This is a genomic window from Polaribacter sp. Z022 (assembly GCF_023555495.1).
In the GTDB taxonomy this organism is placed as follows: domain Bacteria; phylum Bacteroidota; class Bacteroidia; order Flavobacteriales; family Flavobacteriaceae; genus Polaribacter.
Genome location: NZ_JALCZO010000002.1, coordinates 529,664 through 553,759 on the forward strand (window position 1 = coordinate 529,664; position 24,096 = coordinate 553,759).

Sequence of the window (24,096 nt, forward strand, 5' to 3'; positions counted from 1 at the left end):
TTACAAACCAACCAATTATAAAATATGTTAGAATTAGCAGGAATCGTCATTTTAGGAATATTAGCACAATGGTTTGCATGGAAATTTAAAATTCCAGCTATTTTACCTTTAATTTTAATTGGTTTACTTGTAGGTCCAATTGCTGCAGAGTTTTTAAGCGAAGATGGAAGTAAATGGATAGAACCTATTTGGAATGGTAAAAAAGGTCTTTTTCCAGGAGAATACTTATATTATTTTGTTTCATTGGCTATTAGTATTATTCTTTTTGAAGGTGGCTTAACGTTAAAACGTAGTGAAATTAAAAATGTAGGACCTGTAATTACAAAATTAATTACACTTGGTTCTGCAATTACATTTTTTGGAGCAGGTATAATTGCTCACTATATTTTTAATTTAAGTTGGAATCTTTCTTTTCTTTTTTCTGGATTGATAATTGTAACAGGACCAACTGTAATTACACCAATTTTAAGAAACATTCCTTTAAAAAAGGATATTTCTACAGTTTTAAAATGGGAAGGAATTTTAATAGATCCAATTGGAGCTCTTGTAGCTGTATTGGTTTTTGAGTTTATAAGTGTTGGTGGTGGAAGTGGTTTTACTAAAACAGCTTTAATGGAGTTTGGTAAAATTTTACTTTTTGGTACAACTTTCGGGTTTACTTTTGCTCATGCTATGGCTTTTTCAATAAATAAAAAACTGATTCCTCATTATTTATTAAATGTGTTTTCATTATCTGCAGTATTATTAGTTTTTGTACTATCAGAAATATTTGCTCATGAATCTGGTTTATTAGCAGTTGTAGTAATGGGTATGGTTTTAGGAAATGGAAAATTAAACAACTTAAAAGAGCTTTTATATTTTAAAGAATCTTTAAGTGTATTACTAATTTCTATATTATTTATACTCTTAGCAGCAAACATAAATATTGAAGATTTAATGTTGTTATATACTTGGAAAACTGCAGCTCTTTTTGCATCTGTAGTGTTTGTAATAAGACCATTAGCAGTATTTGCAAGTACAAGAAATTCTAAACTAAAATTTAATGAAAAATTATTTATTAGTTGGGTAGGACCAAGAGGTATAGTTGCTGCTGGTATTGCTTCTTTATTTGGAAGTAAATTAATGAAACAAGGAGTAGAGGGTGCAGAATATATAACTCCTTTAGTTTTTATGATTGTGTTAGGAACAGTTTTATTCAATGCAACCACTGCAAGATTATTTGCTAAAATGGTTGGCGTTTTCTTAAAAACTTCCAATTCTATATTAATTATAGGAGCATCTAGTCCTGCAAGGTTAATTGCTAAATATTTAAAAGATAATGGTAAGAGAGTAATTTTAATAGACTCTAATAAAGAAAATGTAAATAAAGCAGCTAATTCAGATTTAGAAGCCTTTAGAATAGATATTTATAATGAAGATTTAACTGATAATATAGAGTTAAATGATGTTGGATATTTATTAGCAATGACAGGTAGTGATGCTGTAAACAAATATGCTATAAGTAGTTTTTCTGAATCTTTTGGAGAACATGGTTCTTATAGATTGGCAACATCAGAAGAAATTAATAATACAAAAGATACACAAAAAAGTAACTTTTTAATACCTAATGATGACTATCTAAATTTAAGTGAAGCTTTTAGAGACAATCCTAAAATTTATGAAGTTAAAATTGAAACCGAAGAAGAATATAAAGCAATGGTTTCTAAAGATTTTAATGAATTAAAATCAGTTTTACTTTTTGTTAAAAAAGGTAAAAATATATACTTGATATCTGAATTTGAAAAGTTAGAAGGAAAAAAAGAAAAATGTTCTCTAGTTTATTTAGGAGATAATATTTAACAGATTTATAAGTCTAACTCAAAAGTTTTACGCAACTTGTCTAAAAGAGGATTTATTTCTTTCATCTTGTTGTATTTTTCTTGTGGAGTATAAGCAAACTTTTTTTCTACTTTTTCATTTAAAATAACAACAATATCAATACCATAATTGTTAAGTTTTTCTCTTAAAAAGCTTAATAATTTGGGTCTTCCTTTTCTAAACTGATCTTCCATTAGTTTATTAGGAACTGTAAAGGTAATTTTAAAATTATCTCCTAATTTTGGTAAATCTGTACTAACAATAGAAGCCATACTACGTTCTCCTTTAGAAATTAATAGCGTACTATATTCTTTCCAATAAGTTTGTAATATTTCTTCTGTAAAAGGGTCTTTTGGGTGATTGTCAAAATTTTCTTCTTCATCAATTTTTTTAACTACTTTTTTCTGATGAATACTTTTTAAAGACAAAGAAGAATTTCTTCTTTGTATATTCTTTAAAACGGGTTTTGCTAACTTAGGTTTAGGAGTTTCAACCTTTGGTTGAGGAGTTGCAGGTTTTTGTTGTATTGGTTTTACAATTTCTTTAACAGCAGGAGAAAGTGCCTGAAAAAAAGTAGCAGGAATTATGTAATTAGCTGACTTTTTTTTTTCTCCATCAAAAGTGATAGAGGCAATTTGCATAATGGTTAATTCCACTAACAATCGTTGATTTTTACTAGCTCTGTAGTTTAAATCGCAATCATTTGCTTTATTAATAGCTTGCATTAAAAACGGAATACTTGCCTTTGTTGCTTGCTCTAAATATTTCTTTTTTGCTGAATCTCCAACTTCTAACAACTCTAAAGTAGCTTTGTCTTTTGCAACTAATAAATCTCTAAAATGACTTGCTAAACCATTTATAAAATGATGCCCTTCAAAACCTTTTGCTAAAACAGTATTAAATGCATTTAAAACTTGTGGTATTTTGTTAGTCAGCATTAAATCTGTCATATTAAAATACGTATCGTAATCTAAAACATTTAAGTTTTCTGTAACTGCTTCTCGTGTTAAATTGGTTCCAGAAAAACTTACAACTCTATCAAAAATAGACAATGCATCACGCATTGCACCATCTGCTTTTTGAGCAATAATATGCAAAGCATCATCATCTGCAGTAATGTTTTCTTTTTCGCAAATTACTTTTAAGTAATTTTTTGCATCTAAAACACCAATTCTTTTAAAATCGAAAATTTGACAACGAGATAATATAGTAGGTATTATTTTATGCTTCTCTGTAGTTGCTAAAATAAAAATAGCATGTGCAGGTGGTTCTTCTAAAGTCTTTAAAAAAGCATTAAAAGCTGCTTGAGATAACATGTGTACCTCATCTATAATATATACTTTGTATTTTCCTGTTTGTGGAGGAATTCTAACTTGGTCTGTTAAACTTCTTATGTCATCTACAGAGTTGTTAGAAGCAGCATCTAATTCAAAAATATTAAAAGCAAAATCTTCATCTGCAGCAACTTCTGCATCTTGCTGATTTATTTTTTTAGCTAAAATACGTGCACAAGATGTTTTACCAACACCTCTAGGACCTGTAAATAATAAAGCTTGTGCTAAATGATTGTTTTTTATAGCATTTTCTAACGTATTTGTAATGGCTTGTTGCCCAACAACATCCTCAAAATTTTGAGGTCTGTATTTACGTGCAGAAACTATAAAATGCTCCATTTATCTTTTTTTTGCCTGTTAAAATGCAGTTTAAAATTCTTTATAAACCTTTTAACTGCGTTTAAAGACAAGGTTTATTGTTTGTTAATTTGGTTAACAAAAGTAACTAACTGCTTCTTTTTTTACAAGCAGGTTTCTTAACAAAATGCTAAAGTTGTAAACAACTTGTAAATAGTAGCACTTTATTGCGACTATATGTATAATTTTGAATTAGAGTTCTGAAAATTGTGCTGAGGATTTGGTTGATTATTCTTAGTGCAATTTTCTATTTAAAAAATTAAATTGATTATAAATGAAAGTTTTAAAATTTGCTGCAACCTTAGGTGTATCTTTAGTATTAATTGCTTGTTTTGGTTTTTCTAAAAAGATTGATAAACAACAAGAAAGCAAACTATTATTACAAAATAAAAACACAAAAGTAGCTTATTTTGCAAGTGGTTGTTTTTGGTGTGTAGAAGCTGTTTTTGAAAGTGTAAGTGGAGTAGAAGAAGCTGTTTCTGGTTATGCAGGTGGCCATACTTTAAACCCAACTTATAATTCTATTGGAACAGGAAAAACAGGACATGCAGAAACTGTTGCTGTGTATTACAACCCAAATAAAGTTTCTTTTAAAACTTTGGTTAAAGTATTTTTTGGATCTCATGACCCAACAACTGTTAATGGGCAACATCCAGATTATGGAACCCAATACAGATCTATTGCTTTTTATAGCAATGAAGCAGAAAAGAAAATTATAGAAACCATGATTTCTAAATTAAACAAAGAAGTTTACAATGGTAATATTGTTACAGAAGTAACTAAACATACAAAGTTTTACAAAGCAGAAGAATACCACCAAGATTTTGAGCGCAGAAACCCAAACCAAGGTTATGTGAAAGCAGTTTCTATACCAAGATTAAATAGATTTAAAGCTAAGTTTCCAGAGTTACTTAAACACTAAACTTTAGTAAGTACATTAGCGTCTGTATGTGCAAAGGTTTTGCCATAAATGTCTAATAGCATTTCTTGGGTGTAACTTAATTGATTGTTTAATAGTATAAACTCTCTTTTAAAAGCCAATGTTTTTGCTTTTTTAAGCATAAAAGGAGATTGTACAATGCCCCATTTTGTGTCATTTTCTGTTACAGCAACATTTAGTTTTAATTTATTGTTTTCTATAGTAGCTTTTCCTCCTGCTAAAACAGCAACACCTCTTGGTATTGAAAAGGAATTCATTATGGTATTTTCATTTTTATCCCACAACCAATAACCAGTTTCACTATGAGAAATTTTGTCGTTGGCAATTTCTCTAATTACTTGGTGGTATCTAACTGCCAATAATTCTTGTTCTTCTGCATTTTCAATTTCAGAATCTACAGGTTCTATAATTAATGTTTCATAATAAGGGTTGTTTTCATCTTCATCTGGTTTTGGAGCAATATCTACACCCATTTTTCCTTGCCATGTACCAATTATTTTAACTAACGGATTTTCTATTGTATTACTCATTTTTAAAACAATTATATGTTGATGAAATTTCTTTATAAAGTGGTAAATGTATTATTTTTTATAGCATAGTTTTAGTGATTATTGTCATGCTTTGTATCTTTTTTAAAAATAAAAAAACCTCATTTTTTCTATGAGGTTATTTATAGTTTTAAGAGTATGTTTTTATAGTAGTTCGCTAATGAGTTTGTCTTATGAAAAGTAGCGGATTTTTAAGTACTAACTTTTCTTATTATAATTGACCTATAATTTATTCATTTTCTTTTTTGTTTAAGCGACTAAATTTCTATTTTTTATATATTGTTGGTTACTGGCACAACTATTATAATTCAAACTCACCTTTAATAAAATTAGTTTCAAACTTTCTAATTCTATCGTCATTAATTTCGAAGTGATTAATAAGAATTATTAAATTTTCTAGAGTTAATGGAATAATAATCTTACTATTTAAAAACTTAGTGAGAAATTTTCTCCTATTAACTCGAAATATTTTTTTTAATAGTTCTTTATCTTTTATAATTATTGATTCTAAGTCTTTGTTTAGGATTTCATTTTTTAACCTTATTCGGTATTTAGTTTTTATTAATGGAATTAACTTATCTTCTTTATAATGTCTATAAGACAAGTTTTCAAACATTTGAAGCATTGAGAACTCACTTGTTTCAAGTGTGGCAAAAATTCCGTTTAAATTTCTGTTTAAGTCATCATGTCCTTTCCAATCTTCTTTACATTTATAACGTAAATCATGTTCAATTTCATGCCATCCTTCAGACAGCACAGTCCTGATTTGGATTTCATATTTTGTATCAATCACATCTAAATCTTCAGCAATAATGGTTTTTGCTTCGCTTAAATACTCTTCATTTAGATTAAACGTAAGATTACATCTTATTGGTTTAAATTCATCAACAGTATGCGAGTCGGTTGATTCGTGATCAAAATTCGGTTTATCTTTTAGAATTCTATAGACTATATCCACATCATCCTTAAAATAAAGTGTTATTCTAATTCCAATAATATCAGTAATTTTCTTTTGATGTTTACGGTATTCCTTTTGATTAATTTTATTATTAGTTGATTCATAGCTTTTTACACGTGAAAAAAGACGGTACATTATTCCACATTTATCAAGTTCTAATTTAATTGATTTTTCTATTTTGTTTGTAATGGTTTCAAAACCTAATATATCTCTCATTGAATTAAACTATTTGAATTGCATGTTGGATACCTATTTCTGTTAAAAATGCATTATCTCCATTTACTTTAATCCATTTTTCAGATTTTAATTGGTCTATAGTTTTAGAAACCGAAGTTCTTTGTTCGGGAATAGCTTCATTAATTATCATCGAAATTTTTCTGTGTCTAGGTCTTTTTGCAATATCCATAAATTTTCTTAAAATTTCTTCTTCTATATTTGTGTTATTATCATCAATTGAAATATTGACATTATCTATAGAGTTAATAAACCCACAACCATAGTCATTACAGTTAAGAAGATATATATTAGCGTTAGTTTCATTATTAGTAAAAGTACATTTACTAAAAACACAATTAACAAAAGAAGTTTCTAGAAAAGCATTGTTATGAAAATTAACTAATTCAAATGAACAATTTGCAAATACACATCTTTTAAATTGTTCTTTTTTTCCTATATTGATTTTTGAAATTGAAAAATCGTTAAAAGTTGCATTTTCAAAGTTTTGAGAAATTTCACCTTTTAATAGATATTCTGTAATTAATTTATCTTGTTTTTTGAAAATACTCAATCCCAAAATAATTCCATAAAGTTTATCTTTATTTATTCTGGATTGAAACTGAAATGCTGTTGTTGCCAATTCAATCATATGTTTGGATAAAACTTTATTGACATTAAAATTAGGTTGTATTATATTTTCTCCTATAAATGTTCCAAAAATAAAATCATTTATGAATCCTATGTTATCTTTATTTCCTTTTCGGTCAAGAAGAGCATGGTTACTGAGTGTATTGGTTAACTCATCCATACTAGGTCTTTGAGCTATCGAATAAGATTTTCTTATCTGTTCGAGCAATTCATAATTTCTATCTAGAATTAACTCTCTAATCCATGCTTTAGAATCTGATGTAATATCAAACTCGATCATGCCATCAGTTAATTTTCTAAAAATATTAAGTTGGTTTTTCGCTTCAATGTTAAGTTGTTGTCTTTCTTGTTCTCTATCTAATATAGTATCAAAATACCTATCAACAATTTGATTAGGTTCTTTTACTATTGAATCAAAAATGTTTTGTTCAAGACTTCGTAAAAAAGCTAAAAGTACCGGGTTTGATATTTGATTAATTGGAATTTCTTTTTCATTTATTTTTTTGAGCTTATATTCATCAAGCCAATCTTCAATTTTTGGAGGGTTTAGTAAATATCTACTGACTTCAAATTTATTAGGATTTGAATCTATCCAGTTATTAAATGAATCTCCCGAAAAAATTGCAGTTTTCCTACCTGTAATGATAATTTTTGCATTACTTACGAGCAAGTCTCCAATTGTAGAAAGCATTGTTTCTACTTGTGCAAATTCTGAATTAGCCTTGTCTTGCTCCTTACTTAAAAGTTCATCAAAACCATCAATAATTAGTGGGATTTTTCCATTTTGTATTTCATGTATTACCAGTTCTTCATCAAGAAGTGAATGAAATTCGTTAACTATTACATCTTGTAATATGTGTTTGAATATTGCTGCTCGTCGATCTCTAGATAATTCTGTAAAAATAGGAGAGAGGGTTTTTATGTTTAATGAAACGTTATTAATTATTTCATATGAGGTACATGTCTTTCCATACCCTGCTGCTGCCTCAATAATTATTAATTGTGCTCCTTCTTTAGTTAATTTTGATGTAACACTATCTATAATATTTTTTTTAGACTTAAAGTCTTCGTTTTCCAATAAATATGATACTGGGATATATTCATATTTTACCTTTAGAATATCCGATTGATTTTTTGCAAAATTGTGATATCTTTTTTGAAGCCTTTCAGTTAATTGAGTCGAATGAAAAAATGATTCGAATAGAAATAATTCAGCTTCTTTTATTGATTGAAAAACTTTTAATCTACACGCAAATCCTGCATCTGATAATTGTTTTACGATGTGTTGACATTCAGTATTATTATCATTTACGACGATATCTGCTCCAAAATAAACTCCTTTGTTTAAAGTGTAAACTCTTAAGAAATTATTAGAAAGTTTTTTATTTAATGTATAACCATATCTTAAATAAAGTGTATCGAACGATTGTATTTTCATCTTTAATGTTATTGTAATGTTTTTTTGTATACACTCAACTAACACTGATATATTATATCAGTCGTGATCGTATTTTGGTTTATGTTTTATTAATATCAATAGGAAAAAACACCTGTTTTTTTAAATTTAAAACTCTAATAAAAGTTGTAAACTTAATTACGTGTTTCTGTAATTGATGCAATTTTTTATAAAAATAAACAAATATTACAAAGTGGTAAGTGATGATTGTCATAAATTTTTTAAAAACAATTTCCCTTAGTTAGTCAACTAAAAAAAACGCTGTTTTAAAATCTAAAACAGCGCTTAATATTTTTAGAAGTATTGTGCTTTTACTTGTTATCTTCTTTATTTATTAAATTACCTTGAATACTCCAAGCAAAATCTAATACTACTGTATTTTTAAAATAAGGAGCTTCCATATCATAATATTGGTCTGCAGCATAATACTGAAAAGCATCTTCTTTTACTGCTACATCATACATTCTTGCTTGTCCATGGCAACTCATACAATTGGTTTCTATACCAGCTCTATTTAGTTTACCTCCAACATACTTATTTTCTGTTGCTCTATAAGCACCAACTTTTTGGTATCCTTCAGAATAATATTTTCTAATGGTATCATTGGCGCCAGAATAATTTCTAGTTGTACTGTTTTTAGGAGAAGGAGAAAGGTTAAAGGTGTCTTCGCTAAAACCAGCTTCTAAATAAGGATTAAAAGCATAAATAGATTCTTTTTGTGTTTCTCCTCTGTTAATGGCATTAGAACCACCAGTATTTGGTTGAGAAGGACTAATCATACTATAAGCAACTCCCATTGCATAATGTTTTGCTGCAGTATCTAAACTACTAGGTTGTTTGCTAGCAATTAATGAAGAACTAGGACTTTGTGGTGCAATAGGATTTTCTGACCACCAAAATGTTTGCCAAGTCCATCTTTTATTTTCTCTTGTGTTTACATGCATTCCTATTAAAATTGCATATTGTCCTGCTTTTGGAGTTCCACCAGTTACAAAGTTTGTACCTTTTAAAGCTTCTGCTTGTGCTTCATTTATTTTAAAATGAATAAAGTCATTTACAGAAAATACTTTATTTGCAGCATCTGTTGTACCAGTTGTTGTAATGGTAATATCGTTATTCCATTCACTTGTTCCAAAACCTTTGCTAATAACTTGTTCCATTGGTATTTGGTTATGATACCCAGGCCACACAGGAAGTTTGTATTTTCCTTCAGAAATTTTAACTGAAGAAGAATCTGTTAAAACTTGAAAAACAGGTTTTATTAAAACACTAGAAGCAGGAAAAGCAGGTATGTTAGCAATTTTACCAGGTTTAATCATACTTTTTAATACTTCAAAATAGTATAATTGATTGTTGTAAATATGATTTGCAGAAGTAGGATCGCATTTTACAAAACCAACAACATCTGCACTATTCTCGGAAATTCCATGTGTATTTTGATGTGGAATTTTTAAATGTCCTGTATGAGATCTGTTTAAATCTTGTAATTTAAAAGTACTGTTTGTATTTTGAGTTCTTAAAGCAGTTTTAATGTCTGCTGGTGTGTACCAAGTTTCGAATCTTCTTAATTTTTGACCATTATTTGTTTGATTAGTAAACGAAGTTAGAGCATCCCAAAGATCCCATCCATGAGTAATAATATCTGCATTGGTTTCTAGGTTGTTAACTACTGTACTATTTTTTACCCAGTCATTAATACGTCTTGCATCTGTAGGAAACTTTAAACCAGAAGCTAATAATGATGGCATTGGTACTGCTGTAAAAGATGTATAACTAACTTTTTTTTCTTCTTTTTTACTTTTTTTAGGGCTACAAGAAAAAAGTAAAAGCACTAAACTTGCGTAGATAATTTGGTTTTTCATAATTCTTAGTTTTTTAGGGAAGCAAGTAAAGTTTTTACTTGTTCTAATTTGGTTAAATGGTTTTTACACAATTTTGGTTTTAACTGTGTTTAGCAAATTTAGATTTAAATGATGTTTTATAAATGCGTGTAAATACTTGTTTTTTAATTGTTTAAATGGAAGGTGTTTTTGTGTGATTAGATAAGTAGATGTTTAAAAAAGTAGGTGTAAACAGAAAAACCTCACAATAAATGCGAGGTCTTTTATGAAATTTATGGTAAGAAATATTATTTTTTTATTGGCTTATTTATCATCTAAAAGTCTTCTATGATAGTTAATTTGCCCTAGGTGATAAGATAAATGTATGGCTAAATGCACTAATAAAAATTCTGTAGATTCTTTTTTTTCAAATTTTAAAATTGGATAGTCTTTTTTTATTTCATCATCTGTTAGAGAATTTAGCGACTTTTTAATCATGGTTATTGTTTCTTTAATACCATTAATTAGTTCTTTTTTTGATATGTTTTCTTGAGAAAATTCTAGTTCTCTATTTCTAACATAGTTTGTTTTTCCTAATTCTTTGCCAATAAATGTGTGCAAGTTTCCTATTAAATGAAGTACTAAATTTCCTGCTGAATTAGAAACTTCTTTTTCTACTTTCCAAATTTGTTTTTCGTTTTTATAAAGTTCTATTTCAGAGATTACTTTGTTTAAATCTCTTTCGTAAAAAGTAATAATTTCTGTTATGCTCATTTTTTATGCTGTATTTTAATATGTACAAGGAACTTTTGTAACATATTTTAATAAAATGATTTAAATCTTAGAGCGAAGTTAGTTTTTTTGTTTTTATAAATCAATACTTTAAAATACGTTTTTAAAACAGAAAAACCTCACAATACTGTGAGGTTTTAGCTACCTAAAATTAAATAAATGACTAACTTTTAATTAGTTTTTTTATTGAATATACTTCTTTTTTTGCATCAAATATTCTTATTAAATATGCGCCTTTGTTTAAATCTGAAATATTTAATTTGTCATTTATTACTCCTTTTTTAACAATTGCACCAATTAGAGAATAGATTTCGAAACTTTTTAAGGTTTTACTCGAAAAAAATATTTCATTTTTTGCAGGGTTAGGGAAGAAGGTTAATTCTTCATTTGTATTTGCTAAAGCTTCAGTTTTTAAAACCGAAAAATTATTTGCAATAGGAGTAAAGTTTACTATGCCTCTAGATACATCATTATAAGCATCAAAAATGGTTTTAGAAATGTCGGTTTCTATATTAGAACACCAAAAATTACCAGCAATATTAATTGGGTAATTGTTTTGATGCTCAAAATTATATTGAGAGTTATTACAAATTTTATTGTTAGAAAAAATGTTTGAATATTCATTTTCGAAACTAACTTTTACACCAATCTTATTCAACTCAATAGTTGTATTGGTTACTTTTAAATTTTGCCCTAAACTTAAACCCAATTCATTATGATGAATGTGAGAATCTGTAATTTCTCCACTATTAATATCTATAGCCCAATCACTAAAGTTAAAAAAATCTGAATTGGTTATGCTTGGTGTTGCAGCAGAAGAGTTTACACCACTAATTCCTTTTTCTCCATCAGAAAAAATACTATTTGTAATTGTAAAATTTTCTGCATAAATAAAGGCATATGTATTGTTGTTTACGTTTAAGTTATCTAGTATAACTTTATTTCTATTTGGTAAGTTATTTTGTGGCTGTTTGTAGCCATAAAAAGCATAGTTACAGTTTTCTATTTCAGAATTATCTATTTTAATTACTTCATCTTTATAAGTAGAACCTTTTATTTGAATAAATTTATCTGCAAATTCACCTTTAATATGTGAAGCAATTAATTTACCATTCTGATTATTTTCTATTTCAATTCCTAACCAACTTCCTTTTTTAGGGAAAGAAGAATTAGACGTAAAAATTATTTCATTTCCAGAAGTTGCATTTGCAATTAATTTACCTCTAACAATTAATTTTGTTTCTGGATTAAATTTAACCATTACACCTGGTTCTATTGTTAATGTATTACCAGGATAAAGTGCAATATTAGAAGTTACTATATAAGGGCTGTTGCTTAAACTCCAAATAGTATCTTTAAAAATACCTCCATTTACATTTGTTTGCGAAAACAATAAAGATGTGTTTACAAAAAGCAGTATCATTAAATAAAAAGTAACTTTTTTCATGCTTTATTGTTTTAGATTTTACACGTTTGTACAATGCTTATACGATTTACGTCTAAGCAAGTTGCCCATTTTTAGTGTTAAAAACAATAAGAAAAAGCCCTATTTTTTTAAAATAAATTGATAGATTTTATTTTAGCATTTGGTTTAAAATCAGCTTTTTTTAAGCTAACTAAATCACTCGTATTTAATGCTTTTTTGTTACCAATAAAGTCTTCCTTATTTAAAACAAACTGAATATTTAATGATTTACTTTCAATAACAAAAACATCTCCAACATAGCTGTACCAAATAGCATATTCTGGGTAAGCTTCTGTAAATGCGGTAATGCTAGAATTTACACCAATGTTATTGGCTGTTTTAAATTTACTAGATTTTATGATTATACTTACAATTGTACTGTCATTATCTGTTATAAAACAGCTTAATAGTTCGTTTTTGTTTTCAGAAACTTCTATATAGTTTTCTGTCCAAGTTGTACCTTCTTCAGATTTACTTCTTGTTTTAAATTCTGTTGATATTTTGTTTTCTAAATTTTTTGGTACTTTTTTACTAATGGTAAATTGACCCGCATTTTTGTTGTCTATACTAAAAAGTAATGCTTCTTTTTTTGAAGGTTCTGTTGTTTTGCTAACTTTAGTTTTGTTGCAAGAATTTAAAGTTACTAATGTTAAAAGAATTAATAATGTTTTGTGTAAAATTTTCATAGCTTAATTTTTTTTGTAATACTGAGATTGTTTTTATTTCTGAAATTCTATTAATTTTTAAAAATAAATTTTTAGGCTTATGATAAAGATGACTATTGTCATGTTAATCAGATATTTATTGTAATTTATTTCATAAAAAAAGCTTCACTAAATTGTGAAGCTTTTAAAACTACTTACTATTAAAACAAGTACTTATATGATTACTTTGTCTTCTTAAAAATTCTTGTTTTACTATTGTAAATGTTTTTTTAGTAGTAAAATAATTAAATTACTAAAAATGGTTTTCCTTATATATTAATTGGGGGATTATAAGTAATTACATTTTTTCGTTTTATAAAAGTATTGGTTTATTAAAATATTTTACCTGACTATTATCATAAAATAATATTTTTTTTTGCAGTAAAAACAAAGAAAAAACCTCACAAATCTAACTAGTAGAAAGTGAGGTTTTTATTAAGTTAGGGGAAATGTTTTTATATTTTTAATTCGCAAATTTTAGTTTGACCTGTACTTTTCTTTTGATGAAATAATTGCGGTTTTCCATTTATATCAAAAATATCAATTTCAGACCAACCATTAGACCATTTATTATCGTAAACACGTTTGCTTAAGTAACCATTAGAAAGAAATTCTTCAATTCTAACAGTACCACCTTTATTCTTGTTAAAAAACAAATATGTTTTACCTTTTAGCTTAAAAAACTCAAAATTGCTCCAACCAGAAGACCATTTTTTTCTATAAATTTCTGTACCTAAATTAGGAGATATAAACCCAAGTTTTGCAGCTTGCTCTAGTTTAGGAACATCTACTCTGTTAATTACACATAGACCATCTTTTTCTTTTTGAGAAAGAATAAAAAACTTATTTGATGTAGCTGTCATTGCAAAATTGGTATAACCTTTACTCCATTTTTTTTCATAAATAACAGAACCTACAGTGCCTCCTTTAGTAATGGCATTTAAACGAATAAGTCCTGTCCCTTTTTTGTAATGAAGAAAATAAATTAAATTATTATGCACAAAGAATTTTGTGCTTGTCCAACCAGAGCTCCATTTTTTGTTATACACTTGTGCTCCTAATGACTTAGAAGTCATAATTTTTTGATAATCTAATTTTATAATTCTAGCTGTACCTTCAGAGCTTTTCTGTAAGAAAAAATAATTTTCTCCTTTATATTCATAGAAATTAAAATTGCTCCAACCAGTAGTCCATTTTTTTTGATAAACAGGTAAGCCACCTCTTTTTAAGTTCCATATTTGAGAAAGTCCTGTAAATGAGTTGTAAGAGAATAAAAACTGTTCGTTTTCTAAGTAAAAGACTCCAGAAAAAGTATTTCCTTTAGATAGATTTACATTTATTTTACAATCTAAATGTATTTTTCCTGTAGATAGGTTTTGAGAAGATAGGGTTTGCCCTATAAAGGCTACTAAAAGCACAACAATTAATTTTTTCATTTTCTTTTTTTTAATTAGTTTTTAATAAGAGTTTAAAATAATTTGTCAAAGAAGGGGAACAATGAACCGAATAAAATTATTGATTTGTATTAGTGAATAAGATGACTATTGTCATAAAATTAAAGTTTAAAATATTTAGAACTAATCTTAATTAAAAAAGAACTTTTTATAATTATAGCACAAAAAAAGCCACACAAATTTGTGTGGCTTTTTAGGTTTTTAAATTATTAAAAAATTTATTCTGTGGTTGCTTTATCTACAACAATTCTTTCTTTTCTGTTGGCAATTTCCCAAGCAGTATAAAAAATTAAACGCGTTCTTTTTTCAAGTAAATTGTATTCAATTTTATCTGGTGTATCTGTATGTTTATGGTAATCTTCATGTGTACCATTAAAATAAAAAATAACAGGAATATTATGTTTTGCAAAATTGTAATGATCAGATCTATAATAAAAACGATTAGGATCATTTTCATCATTATATTTATAATCTAAATTTATATTTGTGTATTTTGTATTTGCATTTTCAGAGATATTATGCAAATCTGTACTTAATTTATCTGCACCAATTAAATACACGTAATTAGAGTCTTTTTTATGTAAATCATCAACTCTACCAATCATATCAATATTTAAATTACAAACAGTGTTTGCTAAAGGGAAAATAGGGTTTTCTGTATAGAATTTAGAACCTAACAATCCTTTTTCTTCTCCTGTAACATGTAAAAATAAGATAGATCTTTTAGGTCCTTTACCATCTTTTACAGCTTTTTTAAATGCTTCTGCAATTTCTAAAATTGCCATTGAACCAGAACCATCATCGTCTGCACCATTATAAATTTTACCATCTTCAATACCCACATGATCTAGGTGAGCAGAAATAACAACAATTTCGTTTGGTTTTTCTGTTCCTTCAATAAAAGCTAACACATTTTCAGAGTCTTTTAAAGTACCTCTTCTTGCATTTTTATTTAACCATTCTGCAGAAATTTCTTGATAGTAATCATTACCACCTATTGGAGAAATAATTTCTTGATTTACATAAAAATCCTTTAAGTATTTAATGGCTTTTTTTTGTCCAGGTTCTCCTGTATCTCTTCCTTCAAACTCATCTGAAGCAAAAATATATAGGTGTGTTTTTAAATTTTCTGAAGTAATTGACGCTGCATATTTAGCTGCAAAATCTATGTTTTTATCTTCTTTAGAAGCTTTTTTGCTAGAACTACAAGATGCTAAAAGGACTAATCCTACAAAGTAGATTAATTTTTTCATTAAGTTAGTTTAATTTTTGTTGAATAAATGACAATTATGCCAGATTAAAATCAAATTTACCCTTTGTTTATGATAAATTGCTGCAAAGTTTTGTTAAAATTAACAATTTCTTTAGGAAAAAGATTGTCAAAAGCATTAGCATCAATTAATTGATTTGGAGTGCCAGATATTATAGAATTATCTGTAATAAGTACAATTTCATCAGCAATTTGAATGGATAAATTTACTTCATGAGAAGAAATAATAACAGTTTTTTCAGTTTCCTTTACAAGTTTCTTTAATAACGAAAAAATCTTGATAGTATGATGCATGTCTAAATGCGCTGTAGGTTCATCTAAAATGATAATTTCTGTGTCTTGTGCCAAAGCTCTAGCTATTAAAACTCTTTGTAGCTGACCATCACTTAACTCATAAAAACGATTGTTTTTAAGATGTTCTATTTCTGTTTGATGGATGGCTTTATTTACTTTTTCAATATCAGTTTCAGATAATTTATCTATCCAATTTGTGTAAGGTTGTCTTCCTAAGGCAATGAGTTCAAAAACGGTTAGTTGGCTTTCTGGTAAACGTTCTGTTAAGACTAAACTCAACTTTGTAGAGAGTTGTTTTTCAGTAAGTTCCTCAATATTTTTTTGATGGATAAAAACTGAACCAGAAATTGGTTTTTGTACTTTAGAAAGTGTTCTTAAAAGGGTAGATTTTCCAATTCCGTTTTTACCTAAAACTGTAATTAATTTTCCTTTTTCAAAAGAAAGGTTAATATTTGAAGCAACTGTTTTAATGTTCTTTTTTTGCTGATAACCTATAGATAGGTTTTCAGTTTTAAGGATGCTATTTTTTTTAAACACATTCATTTAAACAAAAATTCTTTTTTTTCTAATTAGCAGCCAAATAACAATAGGAGCACCAAATAATGAGGTAATTGCGTTTATAGGTAGCGTAAATTCGCTTGTTGGTAATTGAGCAATACTATCGCAAATTAATAAAACTATAGCCCCTAAAATTGCTGTAGATGGAATTAATATTTTATGATTAGAGGTAGAAAATAACATTCTTGCAATATGCGGAACTGCTAAACCAACAAAGGCAATAGGACCAGAAAAAGCAGTAATTACACCAGTTAAAATACTTGTTATTAATAAAATTATATTTCTACTGCGTTTTACATTTATCCCTAAACTTTTAGCGTAATTTTCTCCTAAAAGAAAACTATTTAAAGGTTTAATTACTGCAATGGTTCCTAAAATACCAATTGCATAAATAATTGAGAAAACACTAATTTCATTCCAAGATAAATTACCCAAACTACCAAAACTCCAAAATAAATATTGTTGTATTTGATCTGCTTCAGAAAAATAAGCTAAAACACTTATTACTGCTGAAGTTAAAGAACCAAACATTAAACCAATTATTAAAATAGACATGGTGTTTCTAACTTTGTTTGCTGCAATAATAACTGCAGATAAAACTAAAAAAGCACCTAAACTTGCAGCTATTGGTAAAGACCAGTTTGAAATTGAATTTGTAAGTAAGAACCCTCCAAAAACAGAAGATCCTAAAATTAAAATAGCCACACCTAAACTTGCTCCAGAAGAAATACCCAATACAAAAGGACCTGCTAACGGATTTCTAAATAAAGTTTGCATTAATAAACCACAAATAGACAAACCAGAACCTACTAAAATAGCTGTTATTGCTTTAGGCAATCTAAAATTAAAAATAATTGTTTGCCAACTGTCTTTAGATGGAATGCCACCTGTTAAAGTGGTAAAAATATCTTGAAAAGGAATAGAAACCGAACCTAAACTTATGTTTAAAAAGAATAAAACTACCAGTAAAACTGATAGTAAAATAAATTGTTTTTTGTACGATTTGTTTTCCATTTGTTAATTTCTAGTCAACTACATTTAAGATTTATAATCTTTTAAAAATGCGACTAATTTTTGAATGGCAATACCTCTATGTGAAATGGCATTTTTTTCTTCAGAACTCATTTCTGCAAATGATTGATGAAATCCATTTGGTTTAAAAACAGGATCATAACCAAAACCTTTTTCACCTTGTTTTTTTCGTAAAATTTCACCTTTACAAATTCCTTCAAATAGAAATTTTTTATCATTAATATTTAATGAAACTGCGGTTCTAAATTGTGCTTTCCTGTTTTCTTTATGCTCAAGATTTACTAGTAATTTATGCATATTGTTTTCAGAATTACTAGGTTCTCCTGCAAATCTAGCAGAATATACACCTGGTTTTCCATCTAAACAATCAACTTCTAAACCAGTATCATCAGCAAAACAATTGTAACCAAACTTATTTGTAATATAATCTGCTTTTAATTTTGCATTTCCTTCTAAGGTAGTTTCTGTTTCGTCTATTTCATCAAAACAATTAATGTCTTTTAAACTCAATAATTCTATTGAGTTAGGAAGCATGTCTTGAACTTCTTTTAGTTTATTAAGGTTGTTGGTAGCAAATACTAGTTTCATAATGCTAAAATAATCAATTTAAGGTCAGTAAATATAAATACTTAAAATCACAGAGAAATTACTCATGATGATAAGGTTCATTCTTTAAAATTGTAAAACCTCTGTACAATTGTTCTACAATAAAAAGACGAATCATTTGGTGAGAAAATGTCATTTTTGACAAAGAAATCTTACCAACAGATTTTTTATAAACAGCTTCAGAAAAACCATAAGGACCACCAATTACCAAAACCAATTGCTTAATGCCAGAATTCATTTTCTTTTGCAAATATTGAGAAAACTCAATAGATGTAAAATGTTTTCCTTTATCATCTAACAAAACTAATTGATCTGTGTTTTGAAGTTTAGAAAGTATTAATTGACCTTCTTTTTCTTTTTGTTGAATTTCACTTAAATTCTTAACATTTTTAATATCAGGAATTATTTCTAACTCAAACTTAATATAATGCTTTAACCTTTTTTGATATTCATCAATTAACATAATTAATTGTTTGTTATCGGTTTTTCCTATGGCAAGAAGTTTAATTTTCATGCTTCAAAATTACAAATTATGTAGTTTGTTTCATATTTTTACATCAGAATAAAATTTAAAGATGATTACAGAAGCACAATTTAAAAACGAATTAGATTTAATTATAAAAAATGCTATTAGAGAAGATATTGGTGATGGAGATCATACCTCTCTTTCTTGTATTCCTGCAGATGCAAAAGGAAAAGCAAAATTGTTGGTAAAAGATGATGGAATTATAGCTGGAGTTGATTTTGCAAAACAAGTTTTTAAATATGTGGACGCAGATTTAGAAGTAGAAACGTTTATAGAAGATGGAACAAAAGTAAAATATGGAGACGTTGTTTTTCATGTTTCTGGTAAATCGCAATCTATTTTAATGGCAGAACGTTTGGTTTTAAACGCAATGCAAAGAATGAGTGCAATTGCTACTAAAACTGCTTTTTTTGCAAATTTATTAGAAGGCACAAAAACTAAAGTTTTAGATACTAGAAAAACTACACCAGGAATTAGAGCATTAGAAAAATGGGCTGTAAAAATTGGTGGAGGAGAAAACCACAGGTTTGCTTTGTATGATATGGTTATGATTAAAGATAATCATATAGATTTTGCTGGAGGAATTACACAAGCAATTACAAAAACAAAAAAATATTTAGCCGATAATAAAATTGATATAAAAATAATTGTTGAAGCTAGAAGTTTAGAAGAAATTAAAGAAATTTTGTCTGTAGAGGGTGTTTACAGAATTTTAATTGATAATTTTAATTACGAAGATACACGTAAAGCTGTTGCTTTAATTGGTGATACTTGTTTAACAGAATCTTCTGGAGGAATTAATGAAGACACTATTAGAAAATATGCAGAATGTGGTGTAAATTATATTTCATCTGGTGCTTTAACACATTCTGTTTATAACATGGATTTAAGTTTAAAAGCTATAGATTAAATGCTAGATAATTATTTTGAAAGCAAAGAATATTCTAAAATAGATTTTACCAAAACAGAATTTATAAAAGGAGAATATGATAATTGTACTTTTTTAAACTGCAATTTTGAAAGCATACATGCTTCTAATATTGAATTTATAGAATGTGAGTTTATAGATTGTAATTTTAGCAATACAATTATAAAAAATACTGCCTTTAAAGGTGTAAATTTTATTAAATGTAAAATGATAGGAGTAAAATTTAATGAATGCGATCCTTTTTTATTACAACTTTCTTTTACAGATTGCCAATTAAATTTTTCTTCATTTTATAAATTAAAAACGCCTAAAACAAAATTTGTTAATTGTAATTTGCAAGAAGCAGATTTTACAGAAAGTAATTTGTCAAACTCAATTTTTGATAATTGTGATTTAAAAAGAGCAAATTTTAGTAGAACAAATATTGAGAAATCAGATTTTGAAACTTCGTTTAATTTTGAAATTAATCCTGAAGAAAATAAGATAAAAGGAGCTAAGTTTAGTAGAAGTTCTATTGATGGACTTTTAGTTAAGTTTGGGATTATCATTAAGTAACAAAGTTGCAAAGTGACAAAGTTGCAAGGAAAAAGGAGAGGGAAGAATTATGCAACTTTATAACTACTTTTAACTTTGTAACTCTAAAAAAGAAAAAGAAAATGAAAACGTTTAGAGATTTATTAGTTTGGCAAAAGTCGATGAGTTTTGTAACTGAGATTTATGCAGAATCTAAATCGTTTCCTAAAGAAGAAACTTTTGGTTTAAACTCTCAAATTAGAAGAAGTGCAGTTTCAATTCCAAGTAATATTTCTGAAGGATATGGTAGAGAAGGAGTGAATGATTATCTTCGTTTTCTAAATATTGCTATAGCATCACTTTTTGAGTTACAAACACAATTAGAAATCGCGTTTAATTTAAAATACATTAAAAAAGAAGATTTTGATACTTTGTATGAATCATCAAGAGAAATTGAAAGAATGTTATCAAGTTTTATTAGAAGTATAAAATCAAAAAGAAAATAACTCTAAAACTTTTAACTCTGTAGCTTTGCTACTTTGAAACTTTACCACAAAAAATGTCAAAAGAAATTGAAGACAAACTAGATAAAATACCGATAGTAAATCTTTTGGTTAGATTTGGGAAAAAAATTAAAGTACCAGGTTTAGAAGGTATGTCATTATATGATGTATTAGAAATGTATATTATTGGTATTGTAGAAGGAGCTTTAACAACAAGAGCAGGAGGTATTGCTTTTAGTTTTTTTATGGCGGTTTTTCCTTTTATGTTATTCATTTTAACCTTAATTCCCTACATACCAATAGAAGGTTTTCAAGACGGATTATTCTCATTTATTCAAGAAATTTTACCACCACAAACCTTTGATGCTGTTAATTTGGTAATTGGCGATATTATTAATAATCAATATGGAGGTTTACTTTCTTTTGGTTTTTTATTATCAATATTTTTAATGACAAATGGTGTAAATGCCATTTTTAGTGGTTTTGAATATTCGTATCATGTAACTGATATTAGAAATGTATTTAGAACGTATTTTATTTCGTTAGGAGTTTCTTTATTAATGTCATTATTTTTAATTGTAACAATTACTTCACTTATATTATATCAGGTAGCATTGTCTAAAATAGATGAACAAGGCTGGTTAAATACAAGCGATTTAAACCTGTTTTATATTGGTAAAAATGCACTTTTCTTGGTTATGATATTTACAATTGTTTCACTTCTTTTTAGGTATGGAACAAAGCAAGGTAAAGACACAAAGTTTTTTTCTGCAGGTGCTTTATTAACAACAGTGGTTTCTTTATGTACTTTTTATTTATTCGGAATTTATGTAGTTAAATTTGCACAATACAATCAATTATATGGTTCTATTGGTACATTGTTAATCTTAATGTTATTTGTTTGGTTAAATGCTATTATACTACTTTTAGGTTTCGAATTAAATGCATCTTTACACGTGTTAAGACTTCAAAATAAAAATTGTTCATCTTCTTAACTTTTATAAGTTTTTCACGATATTTGCGCTCGCAATTAACAATAATCAATTAACAGAAATCTTTGATAACTGATAATTGAAGAATGATAACTGATATTATGAAACCAAGCATCCCAAAAGGAACAAGAGATTTTTCGCCAACAGAAGTAGCCAATAGAACGTATATTATGAATACGATTAAAACTGCTTTTGAAACATTTGGATTTCAACCTATTGAAACACCAAGTTTTGAAAATTCATCAACTTTAATGGGAAAGTATGGAGAAGAAGGAGATAGACTTATTTTTAAGATTTTAAACTCTGGTGATTTTCTTAAAAAAGCAGATGAAAAATTATTATCAGAAAAAGAAAGTGTAAAAGTCACTTCTCAAATATCCGAAAAAGCTTTACGTTATGATTTAACAGTGCCTTTTGCAAGGTATGTTGTACAACACCAAAATGATATAACGTTTCCTTTTAAAAGATACCAAGTGCAACCTGTTTGGAGAGCAGACAGACCACAAAAAGGAAGATTTAGAGAGTTTTTTCAATGTGATGCAGATGTTGTAGGTAGTAAGTCTCTTTGGCAAGAAGTAGAATTTGTACAATTGTACGATGCTGTTTTTACCAAACTTGGTTTAGAAGGCACAACTATTAAAATGAATAACAGAAAAATTCTTTCTGGAATTGCAGAAGTTATTGGTGCTCAAGATAAATTAATAGATTTTACTGTAGCTTTAGATAAGTTAGATAAAATTGGGCAAGAAAAAGTAGAGGCAGAAATGTTATCTAAAGGAATTACTGAAGAAGCAATAAAAAAAGTACAACCATTGTTTAGTTTTAACGGTTCTAATTTAGAAAATTTAGCTTCATTAGAAAGTATGTTATCTACTTCTGAAGAAGGTAAAAGTGGAGTAGAAGAGCTTCGTTTTGTAATAAATTCAATAACTGAATTAGGGTTAGAATCTGCTAATTTAGAAATAGATGTAACTTTAGCTAGAGGTTTAAATTATTATACAGGAGCCATTTTTGAAGTTGCAGCACCAAAAGAAGTAAAAATGGGTTCTATTGGTGGTGGTGGAAGATATGATGATTTAACTGGTATTTTTGGATTAAAAGATGTTTCTGGTGTAGGTATCTCTTTTGGATTAGATAGAATTTATTTAGTTTTAGAAGAATTAGGATTGTTTAAAACTGTAGATTTACCAAAACCAAAAGTTATTTTCTTAAATTTTGATGCATCAACAGATATAATCAAAATGAAAGCTATTAAAAGTTTAAGAGAAAATGGAGTAAAATCTGAATTTTATCCTGATTTGGGTGAAAGTAATAAGGCTCAAAAACGACAATGGAAGTATGTAACTAATAGAGAAATAGAATTTGTAGTTTCTAAGGTAGAAAATGAAGTTTTTACTTTAAAAAATATGATTTCAGGAGAACAAGAAAGTTGTTCTTTATCAGAACTAATAAATAAAATAAAATAGTTTATAGTTAGAATTTATAACAAAACTATTTTAATACGTTGCAAACACGTAAATTTGCACCCAAATTAAGATTGAAATGTTTGAATTGAACAGCAAAATGAATGACGAAAGAATAGAAGAAATAGGTGAGAACCATGTTGGTACTTCTGCCAAAACTCCATTAAGAGCAGATGCTTTTGATATTTCTGACGAGGAAAAAATAGCAAGAATCCAAGAAAGTGTAAAAGATATTTTAAACACTTTAGGAATGGATTTAACAGATGATAGTTTACAAGGAACTCCTAAAAGAGTAGCAAAATCTTTTGTAAATGAGATATTTATGGGGTTAGATCCTAAAAATAAACCAAAAGCATCAACATTTGACAATAATTATAATTATGGAGAAATGTTGGTAGAAAAAAATATTGTGGTTTATTCTACTTGCGAGCATCATTTATTACCAATTGTTGGTAGAGCTCATGTTGCTTATATTTCTGATGGAAAAGTAATTGGACTTTCTAAAATGAATAGAATTGTAGAATATTTCTCTAAAAGGCCTCAAGTGCAAGAGCGTTTAACAATGCAAGTTGTACAAGCAATGCAAGAAGCATTAGGGACACAAGATGTTGCTTGTGTTATTGATGCTAAACATTTATGTGTAAATTCTAGAGGAATTAAAGACATAGAAAGTTCTACTGTAACTGCTGAATTTGGTGGTAAATTTAAAAACAAAGATACTAAAAGAGAGTTTTTAGATTATTTAAAAATGGATACAGATTTCGATTGATAATTTAAAAATTATTAAATATATAAACCTGTTTAGTTATACTAAACAGGTTTTTTTATATCTACATATTTTTTTAATGTATATAATTTATTT

The 24,096-nt window shown here is 27.5% G+C and carries 22 protein-coding genes; 8 read left to right on the forward strand and 14 right to left on the reverse strand.

Features of this window, described 5'->3' with window-relative positions; genetic code table 11:
* Positions 1 to 24 precede the first annotated feature (24 nt).
* The gene (locus MPF13_RS06100; protein ID WP_249981446.1) at positions 25 to 1,839 is read left to right on the forward strand and encodes a cation:proton antiporter; all 1,815 of its coding nucleotides are present in this window, start codon (positions 25 to 27) and stop codon (positions 1,837 to 1,839) included.
* Between the two features lie 5 nt (positions 1,840 to 1,844).
* Here the strand turns inward: MPF13_RS06100 and dnaX are convergent, their stop codons facing one another.
* Positions 1,845 to 3,530, reverse strand: a complete 1,686-nt coding sequence (gene dnaX / locus MPF13_RS06105; protein ID WP_249981447.1) for a DNA polymerase III subunit gamma/tau — start codon at positions 3,528 to 3,530, stop codon at positions 1,845 to 1,847.
* A 292-nt stretch (positions 3,531 to 3,822) separates the two neighbouring features.
* Here dnaX and msrA point away from each other — a divergent pair, with 292 nt between their 5' ends.
* Positions 3,823 to 4,470 carry a peptide-methionine (S)-S-oxide reductase MsrA gene (gene msrA / locus MPF13_RS06110; protein ID WP_249981448.1) on the forward strand — a complete coding sequence of 216 codons (648 nt, stop codon included), beginning with the start codon at positions 3,823 to 3,825 and terminating at the stop codon, positions 4,468 to 4,470.
* Here the strand turns inward: msrA and MPF13_RS06115 are convergent.
* From MPF13_RS06115 to rlmH, 13 genes are all read right to left on the reverse strand, one after another.
* Positions 4,467 to 5,018, reverse strand: coding sequence for a heme-binding beta-barrel domain-containing protein (locus MPF13_RS06115; protein ID WP_249981449.1), 552 nt, complete (start codon positions 5,016 to 5,018; stop codon positions 4,467 to 4,469). The two genes, msrA and MPF13_RS06115, sit on opposite strands and share 4 nt — an antisense overlap.
* Positions 5,019 to 5,337: 319 nt before the next feature.
* Positions 5,338 to 6,210, reverse strand: coding sequence for a RelA/SpoT-related domain-containing protein (locus MPF13_RS06120; RefSeq protein WP_249981450.1), 873 nt, complete (start codon positions 6,208 to 6,210; stop codon positions 5,338 to 5,340).
* A gap of 4 nt (positions 6,211 to 6,214) precedes the next feature.
* Complete coding sequence (locus MPF13_RS06125; RefSeq protein WP_249981451.1) at positions 6,215 to 8,296, reverse strand: NACHT domain-containing protein; 2,082 nt, start codon at positions 8,294 to 8,296, stop codon at positions 6,215 to 6,217.
* A 329-nt stretch (positions 8,297 to 8,625) separates the two neighbouring features.
* A complete protein-coding gene (locus MPF13_RS06130; protein ID WP_249981452.1) occupies positions 8,626 to 10,176 on the reverse strand; it encodes a hypothetical protein in 1,551 nt (516 codons plus the stop codon).
* A 282-nt stretch (positions 10,177 to 10,458) separates the two neighbouring features.
* Positions 10,459 to 10,908: a DinB family protein gene (locus MPF13_RS06135; RefSeq protein WP_249981453.1), complete on the reverse strand. Its 450-nt coding sequence runs from the start codon at positions 10,906 to 10,908 to the stop codon at positions 10,459 to 10,461.
* A gap of 181 nt (positions 10,909 to 11,089) precedes the next feature.
* Entirely contained in the window at positions 11,090 to 12,373 is a 1,284-nt protein-coding gene (locus MPF13_RS06140; RefSeq protein WP_249981454.1) for a T9SS type A sorting domain-containing protein, read from the reverse strand.
* A gap of 107 nt (positions 12,374 to 12,480) precedes the next feature.
* Positions 12,481 to 13,077: a hypothetical protein gene (locus tag MPF13_RS06145; RefSeq protein WP_249981455.1), complete on the reverse strand. Its 597-nt coding sequence runs from the start codon at positions 13,075 to 13,077 to the stop codon at positions 12,481 to 12,483.
* A gap of 473 nt (positions 13,078 to 13,550) precedes the next feature.
* Entirely contained in the window at positions 13,551 to 14,531 is a 981-nt protein-coding gene (locus tag MPF13_RS06150; protein WP_249981456.1) for a hypothetical protein, read from the reverse strand.
* A gap of 236 nt (positions 14,532 to 14,767) precedes the next feature.
* On the reverse strand, positions 14,768 to 15,802 hold the full coding sequence (locus tag MPF13_RS06155; protein WP_249981457.1) for a M28 family metallopeptidase: 1,035 nt from the start codon (positions 15,800 to 15,802) through the stop codon (positions 14,768 to 14,770).
* A gap of 56 nt (positions 15,803 to 15,858) precedes the next feature.
* A complete protein-coding gene (locus MPF13_RS06160; RefSeq protein ID WP_249981458.1) occupies positions 15,859 to 16,656 on the reverse strand; it encodes an ABC transporter ATP-binding protein in 798 nt (265 codons plus the stop codon).
* Positions 16,657 to 17,685: a FecCD family ABC transporter permease gene (locus MPF13_RS06165; RefSeq protein ID WP_249981459.1), complete on the reverse strand. Its 1,029-nt coding sequence runs from the start codon at positions 17,683 to 17,685 to the stop codon at positions 16,657 to 16,659.
* A 24-nt stretch (positions 17,686 to 17,709) separates the two neighbouring features.
* Positions 17,710 to 18,291: a non-canonical purine NTP diphosphatase gene (locus MPF13_RS06170; RefSeq protein WP_249981460.1), complete on the reverse strand. Its 582-nt coding sequence runs from the start codon at positions 18,289 to 18,291 to the stop codon at positions 17,710 to 17,712.
* A 58-nt stretch (positions 18,292 to 18,349) separates the two neighbouring features.
* Positions 18,350 to 18,823 (reverse strand): 23S rRNA (pseudouridine(1915)-N(3))-methyltransferase RlmH, encoded by a 474-nt coding sequence (rlmH, locus tag MPF13_RS06175; RefSeq protein WP_249981461.1) that lies wholly within the window; start codon positions 18,821 to 18,823, stop codon positions 18,350 to 18,352.
* A 61-nt stretch (positions 18,824 to 18,884) separates the two neighbouring features.
* On the opposite strand from rlmH, the gene nadC reads away from it, so the two are divergent.
* The 6 genes from nadC to folE all read left to right on the forward strand — a co-directional run bounded on the left by nadC (position 18,885) and on the right by folE (position 24,003).
* Positions 18,885 to 19,745: a carboxylating nicotinate-nucleotide diphosphorylase gene (nadC, locus tag MPF13_RS06180; RefSeq protein ID WP_249981462.1), complete on the forward strand. Its 861-nt coding sequence runs from the start codon at positions 18,885 to 18,887 to the stop codon at positions 19,743 to 19,745.
* A complete protein-coding gene (locus tag MPF13_RS06185; RefSeq protein WP_249981463.1) occupies positions 19,746 to 20,318 on the forward strand; it encodes a pentapeptide repeat-containing protein in 573 nt (190 codons plus the stop codon).
* Positions 20,319 to 20,419: 101 nt separating this feature from the next.
* The gene (locus tag MPF13_RS06190; RefSeq protein ID WP_249981464.1) at positions 20,420 to 20,782 is read left to right on the forward strand and encodes a four helix bundle protein; all 363 of its coding nucleotides are present in this window, start codon (positions 20,420 to 20,422) and stop codon (positions 20,780 to 20,782) included.
* A 53-nt stretch (positions 20,783 to 20,835) separates the two neighbouring features.
* Positions 20,836 to 21,774 (forward strand): YihY/virulence factor BrkB family protein, encoded by a 939-nt coding sequence (locus MPF13_RS06195; protein WP_249981466.1) that lies wholly within the window; start codon positions 20,836 to 20,838, stop codon positions 21,772 to 21,774.
* A 98-nt stretch (positions 21,775 to 21,872) separates the two neighbouring features.
* Positions 21,873 to 23,237: a histidine--tRNA ligase gene (gene hisS, locus MPF13_RS06200; RefSeq protein WP_249981468.1), complete on the forward strand. Its 1,365-nt coding sequence runs from the start codon at positions 21,873 to 21,875 to the stop codon at positions 23,235 to 23,237.
* 76 nt (positions 23,238 to 23,313) lie between these two features.
* Entirely contained in the window at positions 23,314 to 24,003 is a 690-nt protein-coding gene (gene folE, locus MPF13_RS06205; protein ID WP_502924168.1) for a GTP cyclohydrolase I FolE, read from the forward strand.
* Positions 24,004 to 24,096: the final 93 nt, after the last annotated feature.